This window comes from Cupriavidus sp. SK-4, assembly GCF_000611125.1.
GTDB lineage: Bacteria > Pseudomonadota > Gammaproteobacteria > Burkholderiales > Burkholderiaceae > Cupriavidus > Cupriavidus necator.
In genome coordinates this window covers 1-19,059 of sequence record NZ_JFJW01000180.1, presented here as the reverse complement: position 1 = coordinate 19,059, position 19,059 = coordinate 1, and the positions used below count along the sequence as shown (strand labels likewise).

The 19,059-nt window shown below is 66.1% G+C and carries 18 protein-coding genes; 9 read left to right on the top strand and 9 right to left on the bottom strand.

The genetic code is table 11. From position 1 onward, the window contains the following. Window positions 1-22: 22 nt before the first annotated feature. The 7 genes from CF68_RS35650 to senB all read right to left on the bottom strand — a co-directional run bounded on the left by CF68_RS35650 (window position 23) and on the right by senB (window position 7,126). On the bottom strand, window positions 23-1,513 hold the full coding sequence (locus CF68_RS35650; RefSeq protein ID WP_051591813.1) for a CAP domain-containing protein: 1,491 nt from the start codon (window positions 1,511-1,513) through the stop codon (window positions 23-25). Between the two features lie 252 nt (window positions 1,514-1,765). Further along, window positions 1,766-2,554, bottom strand: coding sequence for a phosphonate ABC transporter, permease protein PhnE (phnE, locus tag CF68_RS33865; RefSeq protein ID WP_200872628.1), 789 nt, complete (start codon window positions 2,552-2,554; stop codon window positions 1,766-1,768). 3 nt (window positions 2,555-2,557) lie between these two features. Further along, on the bottom strand, window positions 2,558-3,376 hold the full coding sequence (locus CF68_RS33860; RefSeq protein ID WP_035827659.1) for an ABC transporter permease: 819 nt from the start codon (window positions 3,374-3,376) through the stop codon (window positions 2,558-2,560). Next, window positions 3,373-4,215 (bottom strand): phosphonate ABC transporter ATP-binding protein, encoded by an 843-nt coding sequence (locus tag CF68_RS33855; protein WP_035827657.1) that lies wholly within the window; start codon window positions 4,213-4,215, stop codon window positions 3,373-3,375. Before CF68_RS33855 ends, CF68_RS33860 begins: the two co-directional genes overlap by 4 nt. Window positions 4,216-4,225: 10 nt before the next feature. Further along, complete coding sequence (locus CF68_RS33850) at window positions 4,226-5,077, bottom strand: putative selenate ABC transporter substrate-binding protein (RefSeq protein ID WP_035827655.1); 852 nt, start codon at window positions 5,075-5,077, stop codon at window positions 4,226-4,228. After that, window positions 5,061-6,134 carry a selenide, water dikinase SelD gene (gene selD, locus CF68_RS33845; RefSeq protein ID WP_200872627.1) on the bottom strand — a complete coding sequence of 358 codons (1,074 nt, stop codon included), beginning with the start codon at window positions 6,132-6,134 and terminating at the stop codon, window positions 5,061-5,063. The genes CF68_RS33850 and selD overlap by 17 nt, the downstream gene beginning before the upstream one ends. Next, window positions 6,131-7,126, bottom strand: coding sequence for a selenoneine biosynthesis selenosugar synthase SenB (gene senB, locus CF68_RS33840; RefSeq protein ID WP_035827650.1), 996 nt, complete (start codon window positions 7,124-7,126; stop codon window positions 6,131-6,133). Before senB ends, selD begins: the two co-directional genes overlap by 4 nt. Between senB and senA the strand changes: the two genes are divergently transcribed. The 7 genes from senA (at window position 7,113) to CF68_RS33805 (ending at window position 15,312) form a co-directional block, all read left to right on the top strand. Beyond that, window positions 7,113-8,327: a selenoneine synthase SenA gene (gene senA / locus CF68_RS33835; protein ID WP_235205976.1), complete on the top strand. Its 1,215-nt coding sequence runs from the start codon at window positions 7,113-7,115 to the stop codon at window positions 8,325-8,327. The genes senB and senA overlap by 14 nt on opposite strands. A gap of 281 nt (window positions 8,328-8,608) precedes the next feature. Beyond that, a complete protein-coding gene (locus CF68_RS33830) occupies window positions 8,609-9,658 on the top strand; it encodes a substrate-binding domain-containing protein (RefSeq protein WP_035827645.1) in 1,050 nt (349 codons plus the stop codon). 69 nt (window positions 9,659-9,727) lie between these two features. Next, window positions 9,728-11,011 carry a histidinol dehydrogenase gene (gene hisD / locus CF68_RS33825; protein WP_035827642.1) on the top strand — a complete coding sequence of 428 codons (1,284 nt, stop codon included), beginning with the start codon at window positions 9,728-9,730 and terminating at the stop codon, window positions 11,009-11,011. Between the two features lie 4 nt (window positions 11,012-11,015). Then, window positions 11,016-11,456, top strand: coding sequence for a thioesterase family protein (locus tag CF68_RS33820; protein ID WP_200872626.1), 441 nt, complete (start codon window positions 11,016-11,018; stop codon window positions 11,454-11,456). Window positions 11,457-11,566: 110 nt separating this feature from the next. Continuing rightward, window positions 11,567-13,288 (top strand): arylsulfatase, encoded by a 1,722-nt coding sequence (locus CF68_RS33815; RefSeq protein WP_084187590.1) that lies wholly within the window; start codon window positions 11,567-11,569, stop codon window positions 13,286-13,288. Continuing rightward, window positions 13,257-13,703 carry a hypothetical protein gene (locus CF68_RS33810; RefSeq protein WP_200872625.1) on the top strand — a complete coding sequence of 149 codons (447 nt, stop codon included), beginning with the start codon at window positions 13,257-13,259 and terminating at the stop codon, window positions 13,701-13,703. The genes CF68_RS33815 and CF68_RS33810 overlap by 32 nt, the downstream gene beginning before the upstream one ends. A 154-nt stretch (window positions 13,704-13,857) precedes the next feature. After that, window positions 13,858-15,312, top strand: a complete 1,455-nt coding sequence (locus CF68_RS33805; protein ID WP_035827640.1) for a sorbosone dehydrogenase family protein — start codon at window positions 13,858-13,860, stop codon at window positions 15,310-15,312. A 52-nt stretch (window positions 15,313-15,364) separates the two neighbouring features. On the opposite strand, the gene CF68_RS33800 is transcribed toward CF68_RS33805, so the two are convergent. Further along, on the bottom strand, window positions 15,365-16,378 hold the full coding sequence (locus tag CF68_RS33800; protein WP_235205975.1) for a LysR family transcriptional regulator: 1,014 nt from the start codon (window positions 16,376-16,378) through the stop codon (window positions 15,365-15,367). Between the two features lie 274 nt (window positions 16,379-16,652). Here CF68_RS33800 and CF68_RS33795 point away from each other — a divergent pair, with 274 nt between their 5' ends. Continuing rightward, window positions 16,653-17,549, top strand: coding sequence for a pyridoxal-phosphate dependent enzyme (locus CF68_RS33795; protein ID WP_369798937.1), 897 nt, complete (start codon window positions 16,653-16,655; stop codon window positions 17,547-17,549). A 26-nt stretch (window positions 17,550-17,575) separates the two neighbouring features. Then, window positions 17,576-18,544: a tripartite tricarboxylate transporter substrate binding protein gene (locus tag CF68_RS33790; RefSeq protein ID WP_035827638.1), complete on the top strand. Its 969-nt coding sequence runs from the start codon at window positions 17,576-17,578 to the stop codon at window positions 18,542-18,544. A 91-nt stretch (window positions 18,545-18,635) separates the two neighbouring features. Here CF68_RS33790 and CF68_RS33785 read toward each other — a convergent pair. Beyond that, window positions 18,636-19,059: LysR substrate-binding domain-containing protein (locus CF68_RS33785; RefSeq protein ID WP_369798936.1), on the bottom strand; the 424-nt coding region annotated here is incomplete at its 5' end.

Sequence of the window (19,059 nt, the reverse complement as noted above, 5' to 3'; positions counted from 1 at the left end):
CAATGACCGCCAAGGCCGCCCGCTATTGCAGAAAGTCGCAGTGCTGATTATTCGGGATGCAGCCCCTCAGCGGGCACGGCCGCTGGCCTTCGGGGCAGATCCGGTGCACCGGCGGGCGCGGGCAGACCAGCGGCCCCAGCGACGCCTCGAAACCGTTGCTGCATCGCGTGCCACCCGCGTTACGCGCGCAGACTTTCAACGTCCGGTCGCCCTCCTCCCGGTATTCCGCATCCACCAGCCCGATCTCCGGCACTACGCGGAAGACCTGTCCGACCACTCCGGCGATCAGGTACTCGCTGCCAGCGGGCAACGGCGCGTCGCACTGCGCCGACAGGAACCCGCAGCGCGGAGAGCTGGCCTCCGGAATCCGGCAGCCGGTCGGTGCGGCCGGCGGAGGCGGCAGCGGCGGCGAGATGCCGCTATGGGTAAAGGCCAGCGGCTCGACCAGGATCTGCACCGTCACATCGCCCTCATCCCGGTTCTGGTTGATACGCAGGTCGCGCTGGCCGGTGTCGAACGGCGCGGACACGGTTCCCACCTGCTCCCAGACCGGGCTGTCGAAGAACAGGAAGGGGCCGTCGCGCTCCTGGACAGTGCAGGTGACCGACACTGGCGGCGCGCCGTCCTGCGCCATCGTGGTGGATAGCGGCACGTCCTCACCGGTATTCCGGCTTACCATGCCGAGCAGTTCCACGTCGGGCTGCTTGCCGATACGGCAGGTCAGCTTCCAGTCGCACACGCCAATCTCCGGGCAGTCATTGACGTGCATCTTCTGGAAACGGACGGCAGTGCGCTGGAAGTCCGGCGGAGGCCGCGGGGGCGGCGACGTGCCGCCGGCGGGCGGCATCGGCTCCGGCGCGTCGCACGCGCCGAAATTCACCACGTACGTTCCCATCTCGGGCAGCGCGGCATCAGGCGTGGCGGCGACCCCGGCCAGTCCCGTCCCGAGTTCGTTGTACGCGCGCGTCAGAATCTGCTCGCGGTGCCCGGACTTGCTGATGTTCATCCACCAGTTGACTGCCGCCGCCGGCGTGGCGCATTCGCCCAGCGGACAGCCCTCGGACGGTGCGCCTGCGCCGCGACCGGTATAGGCAATCTCGCCGATCAGCCGCTGCTTGCCGCCGCAGTAGCCAGCCGCGCTGATGCGGCTGTCAATGGTAGATCCAGTTTGCGGGTTGACGTGGGGATTGGCGCCCCCCGTCCACCACTTGAGGCTGGCGGCGGCGTCGGCATGGCCCTGCGCCACGCTCGTCAGCCTCGCATTGGCGGACAACCCGCCAAGGCCCCGGCTGGTGCGCTCGGCATTGATGAGGCAGCGCACGGCCTCGCGACCGGCGGCGGCCCGCGTGGCCGCGTCCATCTGGGAAGGCGGCGTGTGGATAAGGGCGCCGCAGGTATTGGCGCCCGCCAGCGGCTGGGCGAACAGCGGCGAGGCCAGCACTGTCAAGGTCAACGCCAATGCGAATGCCAGCCATGCCGCCAACCAGGCTCGCCCCTTGGCGACGGGCGCCAACGCGCCCCGCCTGCCGGAACAGGGTGTGTTCATATTCTTCCCCCTTTTCCGCCTTCGCGGAGCCACCGGACGGCGTACTCCCGTTATAGCCCACGCACAGTTGACCGGGGCCACCCCTTTTTTATGCGGGTTCCGGCCCGGCATCGCCACCGTTTGCGGTAATCGACATGATGGCCATGGAGCCTGGCGCAGAGAGCCAGGCAATGACAGCAGCGTTGCCGGCGAGTCGCCGCAAGCGTCGCCGGCGCCTCTTCACGAATGCCGGCTACCCCTCATGATCGCGCTGGCTGCGTCGACCACGGCCGCCAGGGCAAGCATGGCGATGATCACCGTGCAAGCCTGGGGCAGATGGAACAGGGACAGCTCGAAATACAGCATCTGCCCAAGCCCGCCGGCGCCGACAAAGCCAAGGATTGCCGCCACGCGGATATTCGTTTCCCAGCGGTACAGGATGTAGGCCAGGAACTGGGGCCATACGCACGGCAGCGTCCCGTACATGAAGACCAGCGCGGCAGGAGTGCCCCCTTCCATCAGCGCGCGGGCGGGTGCGCGCGGCGCATTCTCCAGCGCCTCGGCGAACAGGCGACCGAGCACGCCCGCGGTATGCAGTGCCAGGGCGAGGGTGCCGGCAAACGGTCCAAGGCCGACTGCGAGCACGGTCAGGGCAGCCCATACCAGCTCGGGGATCGAGCGCAACAGGTTCAGTAGCAGGCGCGACAAGGCGCGCAGCGCATCGCCGTAGAGCCCGGCAGCCGGTAGTGCCAGGCCAAAACCCAGCACCGCCGCGCACAGCGTGCCCACCGCGGAAACCGCGAGCGTTTCGAGCATGCTGCCAGCGGTTCTGGCCAGAAAAGCGGGTGACAGCTGCGGCGGGAAGAACGTCAGCAGGAAGCGCCCCATCTCGGTTGCAGCGTCTGCGGAAAAGAGCTGGCCCAGATCGAGCGACAGATACGCGAAGCTGCCCGAAACCGCGGCGGCCACCGCGATCAGGGTGAGCAGGCAGCGCATGCAGAATTGAGCGGCCTTGGCCTTGTGCGCCATGATTCAGTCGAGCAGCTTGCGCAGGTGCGCGCTGAGCGCGTCCGCCAGCAGGACCAGCAGCAGGAACACTAGCAGGATGGTCGCGGCTTCCCCGCCGTTGAGCAGTTTCATGGCCTGGTCCATCAACTGCCCAAGTCCGCCGGCGCCAACGAAACCCATGACCACGGAAGCCCGGATGGCACATTCCCAGCGGTAGACGGTGTACGAGACCAGCTCCTGCGCGGCATGGGGAAGCAGCCCATAGAACAGTGCCGCCAGGCGCCCGCTGCCGCTGCCAAGCAGGGCATCCACGGCGCGTTGGTCGCTGGATTCGAGGATTTCCGCATAGACCTTTGCCAGCATGCCGCCATAGGTGATGGCCAGAGCGAGCACGCCCGCCGCCGCCCCCAGGCCGAGGGCGCGCACGAAGACCAGTGCCCACACCAGCTCCGGCACCCCGCGCAGCAGCACCAGGGCGCGCACGCCAGCGCGCACCGCCATGCGCAGCTTGCGTCCCCGGCCGGGGCCGATGCGCGACACCGACAGGCTGCCCGTCAAGGCCACGGCCAGAGGTGTTGCGATCACAAAGGCGAGCGCAATGCCCGCGGTGGCGATTGCCAGCGTTTCCAGCGTGGCGTTGACCACAAGCCCGAGGAATCCGGGCGAAACCTCAGGGGGAAGGAAGTTGCGCACGAAGGCGCCCATCACCTTGAGGTTTCCGGTGTCGAACAAGGCTGAAGGGCTGAACCGGGATAGCTGCAACAATGGCCACAGCAGAAGCAGCGCGAGCACCAGGCCGCTGGCGCGCCGCAGCGCCTGGGGATCGCGCGGGTGGGCGGTCATCGGCACGCAGGCCTGGGTCGGGTATCGCCACCGATGGCGGCGCTCGCACCTGCCGCGATGCTCATCAGGGCCTGGCTGCCTTGTACCGGTGGCGACGCGCTTTCGGAGGCATAGAGTTCGCGCAGCAGCGCGTCGGTGACGCGCTCGGCCGGCAGGTCGAAGGCGATCTCGCCCGCCTTCAGGCCGACGATGCGGGGAAACCAGCGCAGCGCCAGGTCCACTGCGTGCAGGCTGGCGACCAGGGGCACCGAGCGTGTATCCGCTTCCTTGCGCAGCTCGCCCAAGGTGAGGTTGGCCAGCACCGGGTCCATCGCCGAGACCGGTTCGTCGGCAAGGATCAATTCCGGGCGCTGGTAAAGCACGCGGGCGACACCCACGCGCTGCAGTTGGCCGCCCGAGAGCTGGTCGCAGCGGTCGAACAGGCGGTCGGCCAGCTCAAGGCGGGCGAGCTGTTCGCCGGCACCATCGATGTCTGCCGGATAGACCAGCGACAGCAAGGATTTCCAGGCGGGCCAGATGCCCAGGCGGCCGGCAAGGATGGCCGTGACCACGCGCTGGCGCGGCGGCATCGGCGGCGCCTGGTGCACCATGCCGATGCGGCAGCGCAACTGCCGCAGGCGTGCGGCGGACACCGCCCAGGGGCTTTGCTCCAGCACCTCCACACGGCCCTCGCTTGGCCGCAGCGACGTTGCCAGCAAGCGCAGCAGGGAGGTCTTGCCGGCTCCCGACGGACCGATGACGGCGATGGGCTCGCCGCGGCCGGCCGCCAGCGTGATCTGGCTGAGCGCACGCTGTCCGTTGGCGTAGCTGATGCTGGCGGCGTCCAGGCGGAAGCTCATCAGACCGGCATCACTGGATCAGGCCCGCGGCCCGGGCTGCGGCCTCGATGCCGTCGTAGTTTTCCGGCCGGGTGGGAATGTACTTGGCGGTCCGCTGCAATGCCATGATCTCCCGCTGCTCGGGATTGGCCGGGTCAAGCCGCAGGAACGCTTCGGTCAGCTTCTTGCGCAAGGCCGGATCGAGCCCGCCGCGCACGGTCCAGTTGTAGTCGTAGTAGGGCGGTGTGACAGCAAATACCCTGACCTTGGCGAGATCCACCTTGCGTTGCTCCACCAGCTTGTCCCACACCGAGGCATTGAGCACGCCGGCGTCGGCCCTGCCGGCCTGCACGAAAGCCACCGTCGCATCGTGGGCGCCCGAATAGGCGACCGTCTTGAAGGCCTTGTCCGGGTCGATGCCGGCCTGCAGCAGGAAGTGCCGTGGCATCAGGTGGCCGGAGGTAGAGGACGGCGCGCCGAAGACGAAGGTGTGGCCTTTGAGGTCGGCCAGCGACTTGATCGCGCTGTTGGCGGTGATGAACTTGCTGGTGAACGCGGCATCTTCCTGGCGCTGGACGATGGGGATGGTGGCTCCCTTCGTCCGGATCTTGCTCTGTACATAGGTAAAGCCGCCCAGCCACGCCATGTCGATCTTGCCGGTGGCCAGCGCTTCGACCACCGCGGCGTAGTCCGTGACGGGCACGAACTTCACCTTCATGCCGGTTTCCTTCTCCAGGTAGTTGCCGAGCGGCGCGAACTTGCGCTGCAGTTCGGTGGGGGACTCGTCGGGAATGGCCGAGACCTTCAGGACAGCCTGGGCACTGGCGAGGCCGGCAAAGCCCAGCAGGGTCAGCGCGGCAAGGCGCTTAAGCAACGGCAACACGGGCGGCTCCTTGCGTCATTTCTCCGATCACGGCAGCGTCTGCGAAGCCTTCCCGGTTAAAGATCTCCAGGATCTCGTCCACGGCTTCCGGTGCGCACGACACCAGCAGGCCGCCGCTGGTCTGGGGATCGGTCAGCAGTGCCTTCTGGCTTGGCGTGACCGACGTGGACAGGTCCACCTCGCTGCCGTAGCTGGCCCAGTTGCGCCCCGATGCGCCGGTCACCAGCCCTTCGGCGGCCATGCGCTCGACCCGCGGCAGCAGCGGAATCCGCCCCATGTCCAGCCGCGCGCCGACGCCCGCGCCACGGCACAGCTCCAGCAGGTGGCCGAGCAGGCCGAAGCCGGTCACGTCGGTCAGCGCGTGGACAGCCGGCAATTCGGCCAGCAGCCGGCCGGGCGTGTTGAGTTTGGTGGTGCAGGCAATCAGTTCTTGATAGCCGGCCGCGTCGAGCTTGTCCTTCTTCACCGCGGCGGACAACACGCCCACGCCCAACGGCTTGCCGAGGATCAGCTTGTCGCCCGCCTTGGCGCCGCTGTTCTTCTTGACCCGGTTCGGGTGCACCAGACCAAGGACCACCAGCCCGTAGATCGGCTCAAGGGAATCGATGGTGTGGCCGCCCGCGACCGGGATGCCCGCCTGGGCGCAGATCGATTCGCCGCCTTCCAGGATCTTGCCGATGACCTCTGGCGGAAGCTTCTCGATAGGCATGCCGACCAGCGCCAGCGCCATGATCGGGGTTCCGCCCATGGCGTAGACGTCGGAGATGGCGTTGGTGGCGGCGATACGCCCGAAATCGTACGGATCGTCCACCACCGGCATGAAGAAGTCCGTGGTGGCGATCAGGGCCTGGCTGTCATTGAGCTGGTAGACCGCCGCGTCGTCGCTGGTTTCCTTGCCGACCAGCAGGGCTGCCGGAGCGGGGAAGCCGACCGAATTCCTGAGGATTTCAGAAAGCACACCGGGGGCAATCTTGCACCCACACCCGCCGCCGTGGGAAAAGGCGGTGAGCTTGATCTTTGCGTTGTTTGGCTGGTCCACTGCGGGGCTCCGAGTCATTCTGGTTTCAAGGCGTTGGCGACAAGTTTACTCACTTCCGACCGTTCCCGCGCCGGCGCAAACAGCGGCGCGCGAAGTGCGCATTGCTGCCGCAGGCGGTCCAGGAACCCGGCATCCCGGCTGGTGCGTTCCAGCACCAGCGCAAATTGCGCGGCGTCACCCAACGGAAAATAGCCTTCGTAGTCACGGCCCAGCATGCCGACGTTGCCCGGGATGCGGCTGGCCAGCACCGGCACGCCGCTGGCGACGGCCTCGATGATCACGTTGGCGCCGCCTTCCATGGCGCTGGAGATCACCATGGCCTGTGCTTTCCGGATGTGCTGGAGGGTTTCGTCATGAGGCAGGCTTCCGAGCCAGACATAGCGCCGCACGCCGGGCCAGGCTCGTGCTTCCAGCGCAAGGGCCTCCTGCTGATATGCGTCATCCAGCGCGCCACCGATGTGGATCAGGCGCACGCGCGAATCGTCGGGAAGCAGCGAGAGCGCGCGCATGGGCGTCAGCGGGTCTTTTTCCGCCCGCATGTGGCCGACCAGCACGACCTCGAAGTGATCCGGGCTGGGCGCCGCGGGTGCGCATGCCGGGGCAGACTGGTAGATCACCCGGCACCGGGCGCGATGCGCTGCCGCCAGCTCGGCCAGCCCTTCGTCCTGCAGCACCACCAGGTGGGTGGCGAGTTCGAGCGAGCCCTGGGCCGATGCATCGGTGCGGATGTCGCGGTACAGATCGGTGCCGGTCAGCACGACGATCAGCGGACGATCCGGACAAGCCTCGGCGAACCTGGCGATGGACTCGGCCGAGCGTCGGGCGTGCAGGGCGATCAGGCAGTCGGGCAGGGCGCCGCCCGGGCTGGCCGTCGACCATTCAGCCGCCAGCGTGACATCGTAGTCCCCCTGCAGGAACCGGGCCCAGCGATTGGCGGTTTGCCAGTTGCCATTGTTGGCTTTGCGCAGCGCCGGACTGATAATCGCGACGGTGGCCTTGGGAGGACGCATGACGACAGGTTCTGAGGGGGCGGCAGCAAGAAGGATAAACAAGTTCGAGCTGGATGCGGCGTTTGCCGATGCGCACCGGCGCACCTGGGCCGTGCTTGAGGAGCTATCGCCGTCCCAATGGCAGGTTCCTTATGACGCGGGAATCAATCCGCCCTTGTGGGAGTATGCCCATATCGCCTGGTTCACGGAGCAATGGGTGCTGCGGGCGCCACGTGCCGGCCAGGACGGCCGCTGGGTGGCCAGCCTCCCGTCCATGCTGCCGGACGCCGACCGCCTCTTCGATTCCATGCGCGTCGCGCACCGGGACCGATGGCATCTTGCGCTGCCCCGGCTCCCCGAGATTCGCGACTACGCAGCCGCCGTGCTGGAGCGCGTTCGCGCCAGGCTCGCCACATCGGACGATACCGACGCAGCGCTCTATTTTTTCCGGCTCGCCTTGTTCCACGAAGACATGCATGCGGAGGCGCTGACCTATATGCGCCAGACGCTCGATTATCCGCTGCATGCCCCGCTCGGCATGCCTTCCATTGCGCCAGGCGCCGGCTCGGCAGCCGCAGGCGGCGAGACGTTCCCGATGGGGTCGCCCATCGGGGGCGACGGCTTCGTCTTCGACAACGAGAAGTGGTCCCACCCGGTTCACATCGCCCCTTTCCACATCGATCGCACTTGCGTCAGCAATGCCGCATTTGCGGAATTCGTGGCCGCCGGCGGCTACCGCGACCATCAATGGTGGTCCGACGACGGACGCGCATGGCTGCAACAGAGCAGGCTGGCATGTCCGGTGCGCTGGCGCCGGACAGCCGGCGGCACCCCGGGGCAATGGGCGTTGCGCTGGTTCGGGCAGTGGGTGCCGCTGCCGCCCGAACAGCCGGTGTGTCATATCAACGCCTACGAGGCGGAAGCCTATTGCCGCTGGGCCGGCAAGCGCTTGCCCACGGAAGCCGAATGGGAGTATGCGGCAACGCATGGCCTGATCCGCTGGGGTAGCGCCGTGTGGGAATGGACGGCAGATCCTTTCGTGCCCTATGCAGGGTTCTCGCCCGACCCCTACCAGGAATATTCCGCCCCCTGGTTTCACACGCATCGCTCGGTTCGCGGCGGATCGTTCGCCACCCATGCCCGCATGCAGCATCCTCGCTACCGGAACTTCTACCTGCCGCACCGCAGCGACCTCTTCGTCGGATTCCGCTGTTGCGGTTGAGGGGGTGGGCGTCTCCACGCGCCGACCGCTACGGGTTCAACAACGGACATGTGCCCGCTGGAGGTAGCTTTTCCACCAAGGGCGGAGTCGCCAACTGGCTCATCGAAACGTGAGCCACGTTCCATTAGCCCAACGCACGTACCCATTTCTACGGTAACTCCCCGGTAGCTCGTTGGCGCCACGAGCAGACCCCTCTCCCTTGGGGAGGGGACGGCCCCTGCCGGGGCGCACATCATGCTGTCATCTGTGCAAGCGTATGCGCAGCCGCCTGGACAAACAGCATGGAACGCAAGCGCACCAGCAAAATGGCTTTACCGGCAGCTCTCGCCGCACCGATTTACGGGCGTGTCGCGGCCAAGGACCTGGCCACCCGCCTCGGGGTCGCCACGTCAACCATTTCGCGCGCCTTCGACAAGCGCTCGCGCATCTCCGACGAAATGCGGCGGCGCATCATCGCCATGGCGGACGAGGTGGGCTATCGGCCCAATGCGATCGCGCGCTCGCTGAACCAGCGGCGATCCGGCATCGTCGCGCTCGTGATGGGAGGGCTGGCCAACCCCTTCTATGCCGAAGCCCTCGAAGCGTTCTCGTCGCAGCTTCAGCGGGCCGGCCGGCAACTTCTGCTCTTCGTCGCCTCCGAAGGCAGCGATGCGGACGACCTGATGCCGCAACTCCTGCAATACCAGGTTGATGCCATCGTCGTCACCGCGGCGCGGCTGTCGTCGCGGATGTCGGAACTGTGCGAGCGCCAGGGTGTGCCCGTGGTCTTCATGAACCGTCGTGTCGACGACCCGACCGTGTGGTCGGTCTGCTGCGACAACGAGCGTACCGGCGCGGCGGTAGCCGGGCACCTGGTCGCGAATGGCCGCCGGGCCTGCGCCTTCGTGTCGGGCGACCCGAGCGTCTCCACTACATCCGACCGCCTGCGTGGCTTCGAACGCGGACTGGCAGCACATGGCCAGCGCCTGGCTGCATGCGTGCGAGGCGGCTACACGTATGAGGGGGCCCGTGCCGCGGCGGCCGATCTGTTCGCTGCCCGCAAGCCGCGCGTCGATGCCGTGTTTTGCGCCAACGATGTGATGGCCCTCGGCGTGTTGGGCTACCTGCGAACCAATACTTCCCTTCGTGTCCCGCAGGACGTGGCGGTGGTCGGCTTTGACGACATCAAGGCTGCGGCCTATCCGGAGAACGGCCTGACCACGGTGCGCCAGCCGGTCAGCGAGATGATCGATCGCGTGGTCCGCTTGCTCGATGAAGGCCGCCCACAGGGGCCCGCTTCGGAGGCACTGCGCGAGATACCGGGTCGCCTCATCGTCCGATCCACCGCCTAGGGCCCGGAAAAGCCCTGCAAATTCGACCCGCCTCGGGCGGCAACCAGTTCCAGATCCAAAGGAAATCACATGATCGACGTCATCAAGAGAGGCCAGTCGGCCCAGGCCAAGGCCAGCAACCAGGCGCAGGTTCGCACCACTGTCGAAGGTATCCTCGCTGACATCGAACAGCGCGGCGACGTCGCGGTGCGCGAGTATTCGCAACAGTTCGACGCGTGGTCGCCGGATAGCTTCCGGCTTACGCAGGCGCAGATCGACGCATGCATCGCCAGCCTGTCCGCACAGACCCTGGACGACATCAGGTTTGCACAGGCGCAGATCCGACGCTTTGCCCAGATCCAGAAGGACTCGATGCATGACGTCGAGGTCGAGACGCTGCCGGGCGTGGTGCTCGGCCATCGCAATATCCCGGTCAATTCGGTCGGCTGCTACATTCCCGGCGGCAAGTATCCGTTGATCGCCAGCGCGCATATGAGCGTGCTGACCGCCAAGGTGGCCGGGGTCAAGCGCGTGATCGCCTGCGCGCCTCCGTTCGCAGGCAAGCCGTGCCCCGAGATCGTGGCGGCCATGCATCTGGCGGGCGCCGACGAGATCTATTGTCTCGGCGGCGTGCAGGCGGTGGCCGCGATGGCCACCGGCACGGAAAGCATCGCCGGCGTCGACATGATCGTCGGCCCGGGCAACGCCTACGTAGCCGAGGCGAAGCGCCAGCTCTACGGCCGCGTCGGCATCGACCTGTTCGCCGGCCCGACCGAGACGCTCGTGATCTGCGATGACACCGTGGATGCCGAACTCGTCGCGGTCGACCTGCTGGGCCAGGCCGAACACGGTCCCACTTCACCCGCGTATTGTGTGACCACCAGCAAGAAGATCGCGCAAGCGCTGCCTGCCGCGATCGATCTGGTGCTGTCCCGCCTGGACACCGCACCGGTGGCGAGCGCCGCCTGGCGCGACTACGGCGAGATCCACCTCTGCGACACCGACGAGGAAGCACTGGAAGTGGCGGAGCGGCTGTGCTCCGAGCATGTGCAGGTCATGACCAGGGACCCCGACTGGTATCTCCAGCGCATGACCCGCTACGGCGCGCTCTTCCTCGGCCACCGCACCAACGTGAGCTACGGCGACAAGGTGATCGGCACCAACCACACCCTGCCCACGATGGGTGCGGGCCGCTACACCGGAGGGCTGTGGGTGGGGAAGTTCATCAAGACACACACCTACCAGCGCGTGCTGACCGACGAGGCGAGCGTGATGGTCGGCGAGTATTGCTCGCGCCTGTGCGGCTACGAGCATATGTCCGGCCACAAGGAGCAGGCCGATATCCGTGTGCGTCGCCTGAAGGGGGCGGCCTGAATCCATGATCAAGCCCGAGCCGCAAAGCCGTAGCGCCTATCGCCACTTTCGCGAGATCACCACGCGGTGGATGGACAACGACGTCTACGCGCACGTCAACAACGTCGTTTACTACAGTTGGTTTGACACCGTGGTGAACGGCTGGCTGCTGGAAAAGAAGGTGCTGGATTTTGCCGACAGTCCCGCTGTCGGCCTCGTTGTGGAGACTGGTTGCAGCTATTTCTCGTCGATTGCCTTTCCCGACCTCGTGCATGCCGGGTTGCGCGTGGCGCGGTTGGGCACGTCGAGCGTGCGCTATGAAGTCGGCCTGTTCGCCAACGACAACGAGCAAGCCTCGGCGCAAGGACACTTCGTGCACGTCTATGTTGACCGCGTCACGCGCCGTCCGGTGCCCATGCCTGCGGCACTGCGCAGGGCGCTCGAAACCATCCAGGTGACACCGTGAACGACTTCAGGGATTCAGGCAGTCCCGCGCCGCGTGCGCAACGCATGGAGGCCTTGCGCGCCTGAGGCGCGGGGCGGCCGCTCAAGCACAACGAAGGGAGGAGACAAGTCATGATCAAGCGTATGAAATCGTTGCTCGCCATTGCGGCCGCAGCCTCCACGCTGGCGGCACCGCCGCTGGCGCAGGCGCAGCAGGCCGCGCAAGGTCAACCGGGCCAGCAGCGCAAGCCCAACATCCTGGTCATCTGGGGCGACGACATCGGCTGGCAGAACGTGAGTGCCTATGGCATGGGCACCATGGGCTACACCACGCCGAACATCGACCGCATCGGCATGGAGGGCATCCGCTTCACCGACCACTACGCGCAGCCTTCGTGCACGGCCGGCCGCGCGGCCTTCATCACCGGCCAGCATCCCATCCGGTCGGGCATGACCACCGTCGGCCTGCCGGGCGACAAGCTCGGCATCCAGGCCGCTTCGCCGAGCCTTGCATCAGTCCTCAAGCAGGCCGGCTACCGAACTGGCCAGTTCGGCAAGAACCATCTGGGGGACAACAACCCGAACCTGCCGACGGTCCATGGGTTCGACGAGTTCTACGGCAATCTCTACCACCTCAACACCGAGGAGCAGAACGAGTACCTGGATTACAAGAACTACGCCGCCAGCTATCCCGGCGGAGACAAGGCCTTTGCGAAGCGATTCGCCACGCGTGGCGTGCTCCACTCATGGGCAACGGACCGGGACGACCCGACGGTCGATCCGCGCTTCGGCCGCGTCGGCAGGCAGAAGATCGAGGACACGGGTCCGCTCACCATGAAGCGCATGGAGAATTTCGACGGCGACGAGCTGATTCCCCGGGCGATTGAGTTCATGAAGGCGTCGAAGAAGGAGGACAAGCCATTCTTCGTATGGCTTAACACCACGCGCATGCACGTCTACACACACCTCGACGACAAGTGGCGCCACGCCGCGGCGAAGTATACGCACGAGGACGACCTGCATGGCAGCGGCATGCTGCAGCATGACCACGACATCGGCACGGTGCTCGACTTCCTGAAGAAGAACGGCCTGGACGAGAACACCATCGTCTGGTACTCCACCGACAACGGTCCGGAGCACTCGTCGTGGCCGCATGGGGCGACTACGCCTTTCCGTGGCGAGAAGATGACCACTTACGAGGGCGGGGTACGGGTGGTTTCGATGCTGCGCTGGCCCGGCGTGGTCAAGCCCGGGCAGATCAAGAACGGCATCCAGGCGCATCAGGACATGTTCACGAGCTTCGCAGCGGTAGCCGGCGTGCCGGACGTCGTCGAGCAGATGAAGACAGAGAAGAAGCAGTATATCGATGGCGCCAACAACGTCGGCTACTGGACCGGCAAGTCGGCGGAGAGCGCGCGTCGCGACTTCATCTATTACTATGAAGACAAGCTGACGGCCATTCGCATGGGTCCGTGGAAGTTCCATTTCGCCACCAAGGAGGACTACTACGGCACCATGGCGCCGCGCTCTGTCACGATGCTGTTCAACCTGCGCAGCGATCCGTTCGAGAGCTACGACAGCAAGGACTCGTATGGCCACCTCATCCAGAAGGCGTCGTGGCTCTCCGGACCGATGAGCGAGCTGCTGGCGAACCACCTGAAGACGCTCGCCGACTATCCGCCGGTACAGCCCGCCAAGTCGTTCGACCGCTCGAACCTGGTGCAGGACTTCCTGCGCCGGCAACAGCAGCTGCGGCAGCAACAGGGGCAGCAACCGGGGCAGCAGCCGGGGCAGCAGCCGGCACCCCAGCAATTTCCCCACGATGGAGTCGCTCGTCGTTGCCATCTTCGATGACTTTCGTGCCGAGGCGCGCAGGCGGCTGGTGCAAGAGCTTCAGGCGCTGCCGCCATCGACGAAGCTGTTCGACGGCATCATGCTGTTGCTCGGTATCGGCATCCCGATGCTGCACAAGTGGGTGCAGCTTGACCGCGAACTGTTCATCAAGTCATCCCACTACGACGAACTGGTGCGGCTGGACCTGGTGAAGCCGGAGGAGTACTGGACGTCCCTGGCGACGGACGCGCTGATGAAGCGGTTTCCCGACGACGTGCTGGTCCGGGATCTGGCGAAGACGCGGTTCCTGGCATTTCACACCATTCTGGCCCTGCCGCGGGCGATGGCGCTCATGCGCCCGGAATACCTGGCCGAGCCCGATACGCAGAGGCTGCTGGCGCGCATGCTGCATGCCCTGCTGACGAGCGTTGATTGAAGTGGCCCGCACGCATCGCCAACGCCGCGCGCATGAAGTATCTTTTACAAAGGCGAGGCGCGCCAGCCGCCGGAAGGCCCGGCGGGGCTTGTGCCAGGGCCGTGGATCGGTTCTTGCATGGCAGGCTGTGCCCGAGCCGTGACAGGAGCGCGCCATGTCCGAAGCACTTCGATACTCGCTTTGCCGATTCTTCATCGCCTGCTGCCTGGGTATCGCGGCCTGCGGCGGGGGCGGGGGAGACGGGGGTGGTGACAGCGCCAGCGGCACCGGCACGCTGACGCTCTCCATCTCCGGCCTGCCGTCCGGGACGTCGGCGGCCATCACGGTATTGGGGCCCGGCCAGTTCCGCCAGACCGTGACCCAGTCGACCACGCTGTCCAACCTGACTGCTGGCAGCTATACCGTCACTGCCGCCAGTGTGCTGACGGGCAGCGCGCTCCTCAAGCCGCAGCCGCCTTCGCAGACCGTGGGGGTGACCGCGGGCGGCAATGCTTTGGCAAGCGTGGCCTACGGTTCGCCGGAAACGTTGCAGCTGTCGCTGACGCAGGTTGCCGGCGGATTTTCCGCGCCTATCTTCCTGACCGCGCCCCTCGGCGATTCGCGCCTGTTCGTGGTCGAGCGGGCCGGCCGCATCCGGATCGTGCGCAACGGCGCAACGGTCGCTACGCCGTTCCTCGATATCGCCGCGCTGACGACGACCGATGGCGAGCGCGGGTTGCTGTCGATGGCGTTCGATCCCAACTATGGGACCAACGGCCGCTTCTACGTCTATTACACCGACGCCAATGGGGCCATCACCATCGCCCGCTACAGCGTATCGGCCGCGAATCCGGATATCGCCAATGCATCCGGCACCGTGCTGCTGTCGATCCCGCACGGCACCTTCTCCAACCATAATGGCGGCCAGCTCGCGTTCGGCCCGGACGGCATGCTCTATATCGGCACGGGCGACGGCGGCGGCAGTGGCGATCCGTCGGGCAACGCCCAGAACCCGGGAACGCTGCTCGGCAAGATGCTGCGCATCGACGTCAGCGGCGCCTCCGGCTACGGCTTGCCTGCCGGCAATCCCTTCATCGGCCAGCCCGGCAGCCGCGGCGAAATCTGGGCCCTCGGCATGCGCAACCCGTGGCGGTTCTCGTTCGACGCCGGCTTGTTGTATATCGCCGATGTCGGCGAGGACCAGCGCGAGGAAGTCGACGTGGCGCTGGCCACCAGCGCGGACCTGAACTACGGCTGGAACCGCACCGAGGGCACCGCCTGCGTGGGTGCGGCCACGTGCGACAATACCGGGCTGACCATGCCGGTCTTCGAATACGGCCATGAAGCGGGCGGTTGTGCCATCGTCGGCGGCTATGTGTACCGGGGCAGTGCCAGCCCGGTGCTGCATGGGCGGTACTTCTATTCCGACCTTTGCACGGGCAAGCTGCTGAGCTTCATGTATCGCGACGGGGTTGTCGCCGAACAGGTCGACTGGAACGTCACGATCCCGGGCAGTGTGTTCTCCTTTGGCGTGGATGACGCGCAGGCGCTGTATGTGCTGGCCGATCCGGGCACGTCGGTGACGAGCGGGCGGGTCTATTGGATCGATGTGTCGGGCGGCACGCCTTAACGGCGGGGCTCAGGAGCACTGCGCTTCGGGCAGGGGCTCCTGGCCGTTTGTATCACAGCAAATCTGCCAGCCTCTGGCGGCATAGGCTCACGAACTGCTGTGCCGCCGTCGATTGGCCTTGTGCCGGATGGAATGCCAGGATTGCCCGGAATCGAACGGGAGCGGTGAGTGGTACGCTGCGCAGCCCGAGCGCTACGTAGCTACGGGCCACCAATGGATTGGTGATCGCAAGGCCAGCACCGGCCAGGGCCAGTGAGCACTGCGTGTGGCTGTACGGTGTTGTTGCCACGAAACGCGGCTCGATGCCGGACTCGGAAAAGCACGCTTCCAGCCGGCGTTGCGCAGGATCCGAAGCGTCCAGGCCGATCAACGGAACCTCGACCAAATCCTCAATGCCGACTTTCGCGCGCGCCGCGAAAGGATGCGTCGCGGGAGCGACGCAAACCGCCTGCACTGCGTAGAACTCGGACGCGGTCAGGCCGCTGGTGTCCGCCTCGTCGCCCATGAACGCGATATCGAGTTCGCGCTGAAGCAGGCGCTCGCGCAAGCCCCTGGAGCTGTCGACCTCCAGCTGGCAACGAACGCGGGGGTGGTTGTGGATGAAGTCCGCCACCGATGACGGCATTACGCTGGAGGCCATGGCGTGCAAGGCCCCGACGCGCAGGACCGTATCTTCATAGGAACGCAACTGATCTATCTTGCGCTGCACGGCGTCAAGGCCGACATAGACGCGCTCGACTTCGTCGATCAAGGACGCCGCCTCGGGCGTGGGCACCATACGCCCTTTGGTTCGGTCGAACAGCCTTAACCGCGCTGCCTGTTCAAGCTGCAGCACGATCTGTGTCACGGCGGGCTGGCTGATGTGCAGGGCTTCGGCGGCCCGGCGCGCCGATCCGAGGCGCATGACCATGCGAAACACCTCGATTTGCCGGGCGCTGATCACGATGTCGGCGGCTGTCCCCATACCCAACCTATAAGTTTTACTTAATTCGATAATCGGAATGCCTGCGCTGCCCAGGCGTGACATCACATAGACTCGGGTCATGACCACTTGGGCTTTCATCATGCGCGCCAGCCGCTACCCGCATCTGACCGAACCGCTTGTCAATCCGGCGATGCATGCCCTGCAATGCATTACCTGCCACGCTCAATATCCAGTCAGTGACATGCCGGAAGGGTGCCCGAACTGCGCCAGCGCCGGCCGGCCCAGCAGTCTCGAAGTCGCCTACCAGCACCAAGCACTGGATTTTGCACCAAGAAGCGGAAGTTATACATGGTGGCATTGGCAGCCGTACCTGGAAGGCGTGTCTTTAGGGGAGGGCGCCACGCCATGCGTACCGGTGCCAACCCTGGCGTCGCTGGCGGACGTGGCGTCGGTCTGGATCAAGAATGAAGGCGCAAATCCGACCGGCTCGCACAAGGATCGCATGTCGGCGCAGGCCGTAAGCCGGGCTCTGGATATTGGCGCGAGCGAGGTGGTGCTGGCGTCAAGCGGCAACGCCGCAGTCTCGGCCGCGGCCTATTGCGCCGCCGCGGGACTGGCCTGCGAAGTCGCGACCTACCAGGCGCTTTCGTCTGTTTTCGATGCGGCGTTGCGTTTTTACGGGGCGCGGCGTGTCATCTGCGACAACGGTCACGCGCGATGGGCGCATGTCCGCCGCCGCGTCAGGGACGAGGGCGCCTTTGCGCTGACCAACTACAGCGTGCCCGCAGTGGGTAGCCCGGTATTTGGTGTGGAAGGTTACCGTGCTGTCGCACTGGAGTGGGTGGCGCAAGGATGCCGCCCCGACCATGTCATGGTGCCAACGGCGCGGGGGGATCTGTTGTGGGGCATCTATAGCGCGCTACGGGACCTGGTCACGCTGGGGCACCTCCCGAGGATGCCCCGCCTCTGGGCGATCGAGCCGTTCCCGCGGCTGTCGCGCGTGCTGGCGGGCGCGCCGCAGCAGTCCGACTTCCCGGGCACGACCCAGCAATTCTCCACGGCCGGCTCGACCGTGACCGCGCAGCAGGTCCACGCCGTCAGGCAATCGGGCGGCGGCGCGGTTGTCATCGACGACGCGGCAGCACGCGACGGTACCCTCCGTCTCGCTGCGGCCGGATTCTGGGTCGAGCTGTGCGCGGGAGCGGGGTTTGCCGCCACGCAAGCACTGCGCGCCGACGGGCGTATCGCCAGGACGGAAGCTGTCATGCTGATGCTGACTGCACGCGGCGATCGCGATCCGGGACAAGCTTGATTTACAGACAATATTCGGAGCCACCCATGAACTTGCGTTCTCTGTTGACTGCCATCACATTCGGCCTCGCGGCTCAGGTACCGTCGGCCCTGGCCGCCTATCCTGAAAAGCCGATCCGATTGATCGTGCCCTGGGCTGCCGGCGGCAGTACCGATGCGCTGGCCCGTGCGGTCGCGCAGCGAATGAGCGAATCGATGGGCCAGCCCGTAGTCGTCGACAATCGCGCCGGCGCCTCCGGCCGCATCGGCGCCGACATCCTGGCAAAGTCGGCCCCCGACGGCTACACGCTGGGCGTCATTGAACTGGCTCACACCGTGGCACCGTCAGTGTTCCGGCAGATGCCATACGACGTGTTGCGCGACTTCACGCCGGTTTCACTGCTTGGCGAGGCGCCGCTCATCCTGTTCGCGGATAGCACGCATTATCGCGCTGGCGACGTCCAACGCTTCCTCGCGGACTCACGCAAGGCAGGAACGCCGCTGCAGCTTGCCACCAGCGGGAACGGCACGATCAGCCATCTGGCCGCCAAGATGCTTGAAGCACAGGCGGGTATCCCGGTCGATGCCGTACCGTACCGGGGCTCGGCACCCGCGCTGACCGATGTGTCCGCCCAACTGGTCAAAGGCCATTTCGCCACGCTGGCAAGCGGCAGCAGCCTGCTTGGCGGTGGCAAGATCGCGGCGTTGATGGTGACGGGTCCGGTGCGCGTGCCTTCGCTTCCCGGTGTTCCGACCGCAGCCGAAGCCAGGCTGCCGGGAATGCAGGTCAGCCAATGGTGGGCCCTGGTGGCTCCCGCGCGGGCACCGTCTGCCGTCGTGAGCAGGCTTGCGGACGAAGTCCGTTCGGCATTGGCGAATCCGCAGACCAAGGCACGGCTCGACAGCCAGGGTATCGACCTCAAAGCCTCCTCGCCTGCTCAACTCGGAGATCGGCTGCGCGCAGAGACGGATCGCTGGGCGAATCTGGCGAAGGAAGCTGGCATTCAACCCGAATGACGAGGCGAAGTACCCGGGAATGCCACGGTGCTTACGTAGTGGTCACGCACAGCGGTGTCGTGCTGGGGCACTGCCGGCGATCAGGGGTAGGCTAGCCCCTGCCACGGCGCCGTCGCCCACGGGCCGCCACGCCGGCAGCGGCACCTGAAGACCCTGGCTGGACCATGTCCGCAGGAATCATCGCAGCGGCGCTTTGCGCGATCTTGCCACGCAGCCATGCGTGGGCGCTGTCTCCCTGGCTTCGTGCGTGCCAAATCAGTTCAACGGGAAACGAGGGGAAGGCAAAGGGCAGCGGACTCGCAGCCAGGCCGAACATCGGCGCGTAGTGCCGCGCAACGATGGCCGGAACCGTGGCCATCAGCGGTGCGCGCGCCACGGTCGCGAAGAGTGTCAGGAAGTTCGGGGCGGCGAGGACAGGTTCGATCTCCACGCCCGCCTCGGTCAGCGCGTCCTCAAGATACCCAAGCAGATTGCTCTTGGCGGAGTTGACATCCTTATATGAACACCGCCCGGAT